This window comes from Actinomycetes bacterium, from assembly GCA_036510875.1.
In the GTDB taxonomy this organism is placed as follows: domain Bacteria; phylum Actinomycetota; class Actinomycetes; order Prado026; family Prado026; genus DATCDE01.
Map to the genome: position 1 here is coordinate 26,761 of DATCDE010000188.1, position 9,796 is coordinate 36,556.

The 9,796-nt window shown below is 74.3% G+C and carries 12 protein-coding genes; 6 read left to right on the forward strand and 6 right to left on the reverse strand.

The window, feature by feature from the left end:
* The first annotated feature begins 7 nt into the window (after nucleotides 1-7).
* The 5 genes from VIM19_11040 to VIM19_11060 all read left to right on the forward strand — a co-directional run bounded on the left by VIM19_11040 (nucleotide 8) and on the right by VIM19_11060 (nucleotide 3,473).
* Complete coding sequence (locus VIM19_11040; GenBank protein HEY5185415.1) at nucleotides 8-742, forward strand: SDR family oxidoreductase; 735 nt, start codon at nucleotides 8-10, stop codon at nucleotides 740-742.
* Between the two features lie 153 nt (nucleotides 743-895).
* Nucleotides 896-1,603, forward strand: coding sequence for a response regulator transcription factor (locus VIM19_11045; protein HEY5185416.1), 708 nt, complete (start codon nucleotides 896-898; stop codon nucleotides 1,601-1,603).
* Entirely contained in the window at nucleotides 1,600-2,958 is a 1,359-nt protein-coding gene (locus VIM19_11050; protein ID HEY5185417.1) for a HAMP domain-containing sensor histidine kinase, read from the forward strand. The genes VIM19_11045 and VIM19_11050 overlap by 4 nt, the downstream gene beginning before the upstream one ends.
* A gap of 117 nt (nucleotides 2,959-3,075) precedes the next feature.
* Nucleotides 3,076-3,243 carry a hypothetical protein gene (locus VIM19_11055; protein HEY5185418.1) on the forward strand — a complete coding sequence of 56 codons (168 nt, stop codon included), beginning with the start codon at nucleotides 3,076-3,078 and terminating at the stop codon, nucleotides 3,241-3,243.
* Nucleotides 3,244-3,278: 35 nt separating this feature from the next.
* On the forward strand, nucleotides 3,279-3,473 hold the full coding sequence (locus VIM19_11060; GenBank protein ID HEY5185419.1) for a hypothetical protein: 195 nt from the start codon (nucleotides 3,279-3,281) through the stop codon (nucleotides 3,471-3,473).
* A 13-nt stretch (nucleotides 3,474-3,486) separates the two neighbouring features.
* Here the strand turns inward: VIM19_11060 and VIM19_11065 are convergent, their stop codons facing one another.
* The gene (locus VIM19_11065; GenBank protein ID HEY5185420.1) at nucleotides 3,487-5,433 is read right to left on the reverse strand and encodes an acyltransferase family protein; all 1,947 of its coding nucleotides are present in this window, start codon (nucleotides 5,431-5,433) and stop codon (nucleotides 3,487-3,489) included.
* Between the two features lie 120 nt (nucleotides 5,434-5,553).
* A complete protein-coding gene (locus tag VIM19_11070) occupies nucleotides 5,554-6,576 on the reverse strand; it encodes an NADPH:quinone reductase (GenBank protein ID HEY5185421.1) in 1,023 nt (340 codons plus the stop codon).
* A gap of 91 nt (nucleotides 6,577-6,667) precedes the next feature.
* Between VIM19_11070 and VIM19_11075 the strand changes: the two genes are divergently transcribed.
* A complete protein-coding gene (locus VIM19_11075; protein ID HEY5185422.1) occupies nucleotides 6,668-7,618 on the forward strand; it encodes an N-acetylmuramoyl-L-alanine amidase in 951 nt (316 codons plus the stop codon).
* 35 nt (nucleotides 7,619-7,653) lie between these two features.
* Here VIM19_11075 and VIM19_11080 read toward each other — a convergent pair whose 3' ends face one another.
* Genes VIM19_11080 through ribH form a run of 4 tightly spaced genes read right to left on the reverse strand, consistent with a single transcriptional unit; the run spans nucleotide 7,654 to nucleotide 9,720 of the window.
* Complete coding sequence (locus VIM19_11080) at nucleotides 7,654-8,127, reverse strand: PH domain-containing protein (GenBank protein ID HEY5185423.1); 474 nt, start codon at nucleotides 8,125-8,127, stop codon at nucleotides 7,654-7,656.
* A gap of 8 nt (nucleotides 8,128-8,135) precedes the next feature.
* Nucleotides 8,136-8,981 carry an ATP phosphoribosyltransferase gene (gene hisG / locus VIM19_11085; GenBank protein HEY5185424.1) on the reverse strand — a complete coding sequence of 282 codons (846 nt, stop codon included), beginning with the start codon at nucleotides 8,979-8,981 and terminating at the stop codon, nucleotides 8,136-8,138.
* Nucleotides 8,982-8,983: 2 nt separating this feature from the next.
* A complete protein-coding gene (locus VIM19_11090; GenBank protein ID HEY5185425.1) occupies nucleotides 8,984-9,247 on the reverse strand; it encodes a phosphoribosyl-ATP diphosphatase in 264 nt (87 codons plus the stop codon).
* Nucleotides 9,244-9,720 carry a 6,7-dimethyl-8-ribityllumazine synthase gene (gene ribH, locus VIM19_11095; protein ID HEY5185426.1) on the reverse strand — a complete coding sequence of 159 codons (477 nt, stop codon included), beginning with the start codon at nucleotides 9,718-9,720 and terminating at the stop codon, nucleotides 9,244-9,246. The genes VIM19_11090 and ribH overlap by 4 nt, the downstream gene beginning before the upstream one ends.
* Between the last annotated feature and the right edge of the window lie 76 nt (nucleotides 9,721-9,796).

Genomic DNA, 9,796 nt, shown 5'->3' on the forward strand with positions numbered 1-9,796 from the left:
GGACCCCATGCCCGCCGAGACCCGCAGCCTGACCGACACCGTCGTCGCGATCACCGGAGTGAGCGCCGGGATCGGCGCCGCCGTGGCCCGGCTGCTCGTCGAGGAGGGCGCGAAGGTGGCCATCGGGGCCCGCCGGCACGAGCGGTTGGCCACGCTCGTCGACGAGCTCGGCACCGACAACGCGCTCGCCGTCACCATGGACGTCCGCTCCCCCGCCGACAACCAGCGGCTCGTCGACGCGGCGCTGGGGCGGTGGGGCCGGCTCGACACCATGGTCGCCAACGCCGGGATGGGCCTGTACGGCAGCATCCTCGACTACGACGACGAGGCCGTCGCCACCATGATCGACACGAACTTCACCGGCACCGTGTGGAGCGTGCGGGCCGCCGTCCCGGCGATGATCGCGGCCGGCGGCGGTGACCTGGTCATCGTGTCGTCGGTCGCGGGCCTGCGCGGCGGCGGCGACGAGGCCGTGTACGCCGGCACCAAGTTCGCCCAGGTCGGGCTGGCCGGGGCGCTGGACCGCGAGCTGCGCGAGAAGGGCATCCGGGTGACCGCCGTCTGCCCGGCGGGGGTGGAGACCGAGTTCGCCATGGGCACCGGGCGCACCCCAGGCATGCCGGCACTGGAGTCCTACCTGCGCCCGGAGGACGTCGCCTACGCGGTGCTTGGCACCCTCAGGCAGCCGCGGCGGGTGCGGACCACGCTGTGGGCGCTGTGGTCCATGGGCCAGCAGAGCTGAGCCGGCGCCACCTCGCGCGGCCAGCCCGCGCCCCTGGTCGGCGTCGCCGTCTCGCGACCGCCCATCTTTGTCAACGCCTGCTGGCGATGCTGCCGCGCGCTGGCGGGTGGGCGTTCCCACGCTGTTCTTAGGTTCGTCCGCCATGATCGGCGGATGACCGGTCGGGTGCTGGTGGCGGACGACGACCGCGCGATCCGCGAGTCGTTGGCCCGCGCCCTGGAGCTGGAGGGCTACCCGGTCGTCGCCGTCCCGGACGGCGCGTCGGCGCTGGAGGCGATCGCCGGCGACAAGCCGGACGTGCTCATCCTGGACGTGATGATGCCCGGCATCGACGGGCTCACCGTGTGCCGGGTGCTGCGTGCGCAGGGCGACCAAACGCCGATCCTCATGCTCACGGCCCGCACCGAGACCTCCGACCGGGTGGCCGGCCTGGACGCCGGCGCGGACGACTACCTGCCCAAGCCGTTCGACCTGGACGAGCTGCTGGCCCGCATCCGCGCGCTGCTGCGCCGGTTTCGGCCCATGGACGGCGCCAGTGACGCCGGCGACGTCATCGGCATCGACGCGCCGCTCGTGGTGGCCGACCTGACCCTGGACCCGGCGACCCGTGAGGTCACCCGGGCCGGGCGGCCGATCACGCTGTCCAAGACCGAGTTCGACCTGCTCGAGCTGCTCATGCGCAACGCCGGGGTGGTGCTCGTGCACAGCACCATCTACGACCGCATCTGGGGCTACGACTTCGGCCCAGGCTCGAACAACCTGGCCGTCTACATCAGCTACCTGCGCCGCAAGATCGACGCGGACGAGGACGTCAAGCTGATCCACACGGTGCGCGGGGTGGGCTACACGGTGCGGGCATGACCCACCCGATGGGCAGCCTGCGCACCAAGATCACCCTGCTGTTCGTGCTCGTGGCCACGGTGGGCACGGTCATCACCGGGATGCTCAGCTACCTGGCCATGACCGACCGGCTCAACAGCGAGGTGAACGCGTCGCTGGCCAGCGTGGCCGCCGAGACGCAGCGGGACAGCCGCGACGGCGACCGTGGCCAGCCGGGGGGCGGGCCGACCGGGCTGAACCCGATCGACCTGCTGCGCACCGAGCAGGTGGTCACCCAGACGCTCGACCCGACCGGGAACGTGAGCTCGCCCGGGACCGGGCTGGTGCTGCCCGTGACCGCCCTCGACCGCCAGGTGGCCGCCGGGCAGCTGGGCTCCGTGCGCCGGGACGAGGTCATCGATGACACGCCGTTCCGGGTCCTGACGGTGGCGCTGGGCGACGGCGGCGCGCTGCAGGTGGCGCGCAGCACCGTGGAGAACGAGCGGGTCCTGGACCAGCTGCGCAGCCAGATCCTCATCGTCGTCCTCGTCGTGGTGCTGCTGTCGGGGCTGGCCGGGTGGGTGATCGCGCGCCAGCTCACCCGGCGGCTGGCCCGGCTCACCGACGCCGCCGAGCAGGTGGCCAGCACTGGCCGGCTCGACGTCCCGGTGCCCACCGAGGGCACCGACGAGGCGGCCCGGCTCGGGGTGGCCCTGGCCAGCATGCTCGAGGCGCTGCGCCGCTCCCGGGAGGCCCAGCAGCGGCTGGTGCAGGACGCCGGCCACGAGCTGCGCACCCCGCTGACCAGCCTGCGGACCAACGTGAGCGTGCTGCGCCGGCACGCCGACCTGCCCGACCAGCAGCGCGTCCAGGTGCTCACCGACCTGGACGCGGAGACCCGGGAGCTGACCGACCTGGTCAACGAGCTGGTGGCGCTGGCCTCCGACCAGGCCGACCAGGAGCCCGAGCAGCGGGTCACGCTGGCCCCGCTCGTGGAGCGCGTCGCCGACCGCACCCGGCGCCGGTACGGCCGCGACGTGACCGTCGACGCGGACACCACCGAGGTGCTAGGCCGGCCGGCCGCGCTGGAGCGGGCGGTGAGCAACCTGCTCGACAACGCCGCCAAGTTCGGCGGGGGTGCTCCGGTGCGGGTGACGGTGGTCCAGGGCGCCGTGACGGTGACCGACCGGGGGCCCGGGATCGCCGCGGCCGACGTCCCGTACGTGTTCGACCGGTTCTTCCGCGCCGACACGGCCCGCAGCATGCCCGGGTCCGGACTGGGCCTGGCCATCGTCCGCGACGTCGCCGAGTCGCACGGCGGCACCGCCTTCGCGCGGACCACGCCGAACGGCACCGAGGTGGGCATCGAGCTGCCGGCCGCTCCCGCCCAACCGTGACCGCACGAACTCTCACGCCGCTCTCACGCCGGGCAAGGTCCGTCTCACCCGGCCCGCGCACGCTCATCGGACGCGCCCGGCTCCCCCGAACCGGCTGGGCCGGACGAGAGGAACCTCGTGCAGACCAGCACCAAGAAGATCACCCTGGCCGTCGTGTCCGCCGCTGTGCTCGGCGGCCTCGCCGTGCTGACCCGGACCATCGCCCAGGCGGCGTCGGGCGGCTCGTCGAGCTCGGCCGCACGGTCGCGCCGTACCGGGACGGCGGCCCCGGCGAGACCCTGCTGACCGGGACCACCGCCGACCAGGTCAAGGCCGCAGCCTTGGCAGCCGTCCCCGGCGGCACCGTCGTCCGCGTCGAGACCGACCGCGACGACACCTACGAGGCCTCCGTCACCAAGACCGACGGCACCCAGGGCGAGGTCAAGAGGGACAAGTCCTTCAAGGTCACCGCCGTCCAGACCCGCCCCTCGGGCGGCCCCGGCGACCACGGCGGCCCCGGCGACCACGCCGCCTGACCGGTCGGTCGGGTCAGCGCAGCTGGGAGACCAGCCAGCGGGCCCGCAGGACCATGCCGGCCGGGTCCGGGTGGGAGCCGTCCGGCATGTAGGGCACGTGCTGGCTCTCCACGTAGCCGGCCCAGTCGAGGAACCGGGCGTTCGGGTACTTCGCCACCGTGGCCCGGATGGCCGCATCGCTTTGCCGCCAGGTGAGGTTGCCCCAGATCCGGTCGTCCAGCCAGATGCCGACCCAGTAGACCGTGGTCGTCCGGGGCACCAGCCGCATGATCGTGCCCACTTCGGCGGCCACCTGGGCGGGCGTGTCCTGGCCGGTGATCACGTAGCGGCCCTGGGCGTCGCGCTTGGTCCGCAGCCCCGAGTCGGTGGGGGTCGGCGGCGCCACCCGGTACTGCGCGGTGACCTCCCCGTTGCTGCCGAGCGCGACCACCACGGTCGGCGGGATCGGTCCGGCGCGCAGCACCTGGTCGCCGCCGCAGGTCGGGGCGGCGTTGCACAGCGGCGTCCAGCCGGCCCGCTTCCCGGAGACGATCGGGCGGCCGCCGAGCGCGTCGATCCGGAAGTCCCAGCCGGCCGCGCCCAGCGCTGCCTCGAGCGGACCCTCGCCGCGCTGGGTCAGCGAGTCACCGATCCACAGCAGCCGGGTGTCGGCCTTGGCGACCCGGGTGAGCCCCGCGGTGGCCGCGGCGTCCTGCGCGGCCACCGCCCTCGTCGCGGCGCGGCCCACCCCCAGGGCCGCGCCGGCCGTGGCCACCAGCAGGACCAGGCCGAACAGCAGCGCGTTGCGGGTCGGCCGCAGCCAGGCGGCCCGTTGCGGTGGCTGCTCCACAAACCGGTAGGACGCCCAGGCGAGGACGACGGACAAGGCGACGCCGAGCAGCGCGTAGGTGGCGGACAGCCGGCCGCCCGCGGCGGCGGCGCCCAGCACCAGGACCGGCCAGTGCCACAGGTACAGCGAGTAGGAGATCCGCCCCACCCAGCGCAACGACGACAGGGACAGCCCGCGCGCGACGATCCCGGCCGGGTGCCCGGCGATCACCAGCATGGTGCCCAGGACGACGGGCAGCGCGGTCACGCCGGGGAACGGGGTGAGCGCCGTGTAGGTGACCATGCACACGGCCACGACAGCGAGCCCGAGGACGGCCCCCAGCACCCTCGCCGGCCGTGGCACCCGCTCCACGAGCGGTGCGGCGAGGGCCAGCAGCCCACCCGCAGCCAGCTCGAAGGCACGGGAGAACGCCGAGAAGTAGCCCGACGGCGCGCCCACCGACACCAGGTGCTGCGACCACCACAAGGACGGCACCGCGAGCGCCAGCAGCGCCAGCGTCAGGGCCGGCCGCAGCGGCAGCCGCCACCGCCGGACCGCGAGCCAGGTGGCGACGGTGAGGAGCACCGGCCACACTAGGTAGAACTTCTCCTCGTCGTTGAGGCTCCAGAAGTGCAGGACCGGGCTCGGCGCGACCGCGACCCCCATGTAGTCCACGCCGGAGATGGCGAACCGGACGTCGGCGTTGAACAGCCCGGCCCACAGCACGTCCCCGGCCACCGTCACCAGCCGCGCGGCCGGCAGCACGACGAACGACACGGCCAGCGTGACCAGCAGCGTCACCGTGGCCGCCGGCAGGATCCGGCGGGCCCGCCGCGCATAGAAGCGGCCGAAGTGGATGCGGTCGCGGGCCTCGGCCTCGCGCACGAGCAGCCCGGTGATGAGGAAACCGGAGATGACGAAGAAGACGTCGACCCCGAGGAACCCGCCGCTCACCCAGCCGAACAGCGCGGTGATCGCCACCAGGACGCTCGGCCCACCGGCGACCACGGCGAACTGGGACGCGTGGTAGGCCACCACGGGCACGATCGCGAGCGCCCGTAGGCCCTCGATGTCCGGCCGGAAGCCGGCCTGGCCCTGGCGGTCGGACGCGGAACCGGCCCGACGCGGCGTCCGTTCGGCAACGGCGCTCACCCGCGCATCCGCCCGTCCTCCTCCGACCCGTCAGCTCCGTCGGCCGCGGAACGGTCCGCAGCGCCGTCCCATGGTCGCATCTGCCGGACGATCTGCCCGAAACCTGACGGCGCAGCGCGCTCAGCCGAGGTCGACGAGCACCTTACCGACCAGCTGGGCCTCGACCGCGGCCTGTGCCTGCGGGGTGCGCTCCAGCGCGAACCGGTGCAGCGGCAGGCCGGCGTCCTCCCCCACCGAAAGGGCGCCCGCAGCCACCGCCGCCGCGACGTCCGCGACCGCGTGCCGCTTGGCATCGGCGGGGACGGTGTAGACCAGCACGAACTGGAAGCGGGTATTCGGCGTCATGTGCGCCCGCACCGGGAGCACGACCTCGTCGCCTCCGTTGTTCGCGTAGATCGCCACGGTGGCGTGCGGCGCGACCACGGCGGTGTCCAGCGCCACGTTCACGGCGGGCGACACCTCGACCACCAGGTCGACGCCCCGCGGCGCGACCCTCCGGATCTCCCCGGCGGCGTCCTGCGCCCGGTAGTCGACCACGTGGTGGGCCCCCGCACGGCGGGCCAGCTCGGCCTTGGCCGGGCTGCTCACGGTCGTGACCACCTCGGCGCCGGCCCAGCGGGCCAGCTGGATCGCGGCGTGCCCCACCGCCCCGGCCCCGCCGGCGACGAGCACGGTGCGCCCGAAGAGCGCGCCGAGGTGCAGCCGGTCCGGCCCGGACTCGGCGACGGTCAGACAGCGGTGCGCGGTCAGCGCCGGGATCCCGAGAGTGGCCCCCAGGTCGAACGACGCTGCGTCCGGCAACGGGACGGCCTGCGCCCGCGGCAGCACCACGTACTCCTGGGCGGTGCCGTCGGCCCGCTGCCAGGCGGCCTCCCACAGCCACACCCGCTGCCCGACGGCCAGGTCGGACACCCCGGGCCCGAGCGCATCGACGGTCCCGGCGCCGTCCTGATGCGGGACCACGGCCGGGAAGGCCAACGGCTGGCCAGGGCCGCTGCCTCGCCGGGTCTTCCAGTCGGTGGGGTTCACGCCGGACACCACGACGCGCACCCGGACCTCGCCCGGGCCGGGCACGGGGACCGGCCGATCGGTCAGCGAGAGCACATCGGGGCCGCCGGTGGTCGTGTAGACGATCGCGCGCATGCCTGTGCAATCCCCCGGACCCGCCCACTGTTCCCGGCCGGTCAGAGCACGCCTGCCCTGGTTCCCGCCGTCCTCGGGTTAGCCTGCAAAGATGACATCGTGGAGCCGCGAGCGGGCGCGCCGGCTCCGGCGCACGGCGCTGATCGCCGGCCTCGCGACCGCCGCCGTCGTCGTCGTGGCGGTCATGGCGAGCTCCGCGCCGGCGACCCAGGGCAGCGCCGCCGCAGCCGGCGCGACTCCGGTGGCCGAGGCCACCGTGCCGGCGCTGGACCCCGCGAGGTTCGCAACCGGCGCGTGCCTGGCCTACGCACCGACTCACGGGGACCGCATGCAGACGGTGTTCCTCGACGCTGGGCACGGTGGGCCGGACCCCGGCGGGGTGGGTGTCACCGAGGCGGGCCGGACCCTGCACGAGCGGGACATGACTCTGCCCGTGGTGGCCAAGGCCGCGACCCTGCTGCGCGCGGCCGGGTTCCGGGTCGTGGTGTCCCGCACAACGAACGGACCGGTGGCCAACCCCGGGCCCGGCGACCTCACCGGAGGGATCTTCACCCCGGCGGGGCTGCACCGGGACGTCGCCGCCCGGGCGACCTGCGCCAACCTGGGCAAGGCGGACGCCCTGGTGTCGGTGCACTACAACGTCGGGGCCAGCCCGAAGAACGCCGGCGTGATGACGGTCTACGACGCTTCTCGGCCGTTCTCCGCGCAGAACCTGCAGCTGGCCACCCTGGTGCAGGACAACATCATCAAGCAGCTGCACGCGCACCCGGACTGGGACGTGCCCGACGTCGGCGTGGTCAAGGACGGCGCCGACGGCAACGCGCTCACCGCGGCGGGCGAGGCGTACGGCCACCTGCTCATCCTGGGCCCGGCCAAGGCCGGGTACTTCGACACGCCCAGCCGGATGCCTGGGGCCCTGGTGGAGCCGCTGTTCCTCACCGACCCGTTCGAGGGAACGCTCGCGGCCAGTCCACCGGGCCAGCTGGCCATCGCCACCGGAATCGCCGACGCCGTCGAGCAGTTCCTGACGCCGTCCGGCTGAGAGTTGTCAGGGTGACGACGAGCTATACATCGTCGTCACTCTGACAGCTCTCGGGAGCCCGGCTCCCGGCCGGCGCGCTGGGCCACGCAGCTGGCCAGCTCGGCGGCCATCCGTCGGCCGCGCTCCCCGTCCGCGGTCTGCATGGCCATCGCCGCCAGCACCGTCCCGTCGGACAGGTCCAGCTGCACCCACGGGTCGCCGCTGCCCAGCCGGACGCCGACCACCTGGGCCCACTCCAGCCGGTGCCGCCGGAACGCGTTGACCACGAGGATCCCGGTGTCGTCCGCGGCCACCCGCACCCGCGCGAACCGGCCGATGAACCAGCCGGCGAACAGCCCCAGCGCGGCCAGCAGGGCCCGGTCCAGCCAGTAGATGCGGTCCGACCACGGGATCGGCAGCAGCACGGCGATCCCGATGAGCGTCACCGTCGCGAACAGAGCCACCCCGACCGCGGTCCAGCGGGCGAACCCGGGCCGCCAGACCGTGCGCAGCGGCGGGCAGGCGGACATCGGCCTGGCTACAGCCGGCACGCGTGGATGTCGGTGACCAGGATCCCGCGGGCGCCGAGCTCCCACAGCTCGTCCATCACCTTGTTGGTGTCCCGGCGCGGCACCATCGCACGCACGGCCACCCAGCCGGACTCGCGCAGCGGCGAGATCGTCGGCGACTCGATGCCCGGCGTCATGGCGCAGGCGGCGTCGACCAGCTCGGCCCGGATGTCGTAGTCCATGAGCACGTAGGTGCGGGCCACGATCACGCCCTGCAACCGGCGCACCAGCTGCTCCACGGCCGGGGTCGCCTCGGCGCCGGCCCGGCGGACGAGCAGCGCCTCGGAGCGCAGGATCGGCTCGCCGAACACCGCCAGCCCGGCGTGCCGCAGGGTGGTCCCGGTCTCGACGACGTCGGCGATGACGTCAGCCACGCCCAGGGAGACCGAGGTCTCGACCGCGCCGTCCAGCCGGATCACCTCGGCCGCGACCCCGTGGTCGGCCAGGTGCTTGGCCACCAGGCCCGGGTAGGCGGTGGCCACCCGCAGCCCGGCGAGCTCCGCCACGTCGGTGGCGGTGCCGGTCGGCGCGGCGTAGCGGAACGTCGAGCCGGCGAAGCCCAGCGGCAGCAGCTCGGCTGCCGCGGCGCCGCTGTCCAGCAGCAGGTCGCGCCCGGTGATGCCGACGTCCAGCCGCCCGGACCCGACGTAGACGGCGATGTCCCGCGGCCGCAGGAAGAAAAACTCGACCCCGTTGTCCGGGTCCTGCAGCACCAGCTCACGGGCGTCCGAGCGCTGCCGGTAGCCGGCCTCCCGCAGCATCTGCGAGGCCGGCTCGGCCAGCGACCCCTTGTTCGGCACGGCGATGCGCAGCACGGCTAGAGCCTCGCGTAGACGTCGTCGAGGGTGAGCCCGCAGGCGATCATGAGCACCTGGGCGTGGTAGAGCAGCTGGGCGATCTCCTCGGCCGCGCGCTCGGGGGACTCGTGCTCGGCGGCCATCCAGGCCTCAGCGGCCTCCTCGACCACCTTCTTGCCGATGGCGTGCACGCCGGCGTCCAGCGCGGCGACGGTCCCGGAGTTCTGCGGCCGGTACGCGACGCGCTCCTGGAGCTCGCCGTAGAGCTGCTCGAAGGTCTTCACGGGGACAGCCTACGGAGCACCTGGGCGGCGGCCAGGGCCGCCTCGACCGCCTCGGCGCCCTTGTCCTCCGACGAGCCGGGCAGCCCGGCCCGGTCCAGCGCCTGGCGCTCGTCGTCGCAGGTGAGCAGACCGAACCCCACCGGGACGCCGGTGTCCAGCGCCACCCGGGCCAGCCCGTCCGTGGCGGCCGCGCAGACGTACTCGAAGTGCGGGGTGCCGCCCCGGATCACCACGCCCAGGGCCACGATCGCGTCGAACCCGGCCAGCGCCGCCGCGCGGGCCACCACCGGCAGCTCGAACGAGCCGGGGACCCGCAGCAGCTCGGCCTGCCGGACCTCGGCCGCGTCCAGCGCCCGCTGCGCCCCGGCGACCAGCCCGGCCATCACCTGCTCGTGCCAGGACGCCGCCACGACGGCGACCCGCAGCCCCGAGGCGTCCACCGGCGGCAGCGCCGGAGCACCCTTCCCGCTCACTGGGCGTCCCCCTCCACGAGCAGGTGCAGCGGCAGGTCGTGACCCATCCGGTCCCGTTTGGTCTCCAGGTAGCGCA

What these genes read in the sequence shown, in the direction of transcription:
- VIM19_11080 (HEY5185423.1), bottom strand. Translation starts at nt 8,127, where the DNA reads ATGTCCGCCTGCCCGCCGCTGCGCACGGTCTGGCGGCCCGGGTTCGCC.
- VIM19_11040 (HEY5185415.1), top strand. Translation starts at nt 8, where the DNA reads ATGCCCGCCGAGACCCGCAGCCTGACCGACACCGTCGTCGCGATCACC.
- VIM19_11050 (HEY5185417.1), top strand. Translation starts at nt 1,600, where the DNA reads ATGACCCACCCGATGGGCAGCCTGCGCACCAAGATCACCCTGCTGTTC.
- VIM19_11075 (HEY5185422.1), top strand. Translation starts at nt 6,668, where the DNA reads ATGACATCGTGGAGCCGCGAGCGGGCGCGCCGGCTCCGGCGCACGGCG.
- VIM19_11070 (HEY5185421.1), bottom strand. Translation starts at nt 6,576, where the DNA reads ATGCGCGCGATCGTCTACACGACCACCGGCGGCCCCGATGTGCTCTCG.
- VIM19_11045 (HEY5185416.1), top strand. Translation starts at nt 896, where the DNA reads ATGACCGGTCGGGTGCTGGTGGCGGACGACGACCGCGCGATCCGCGAG.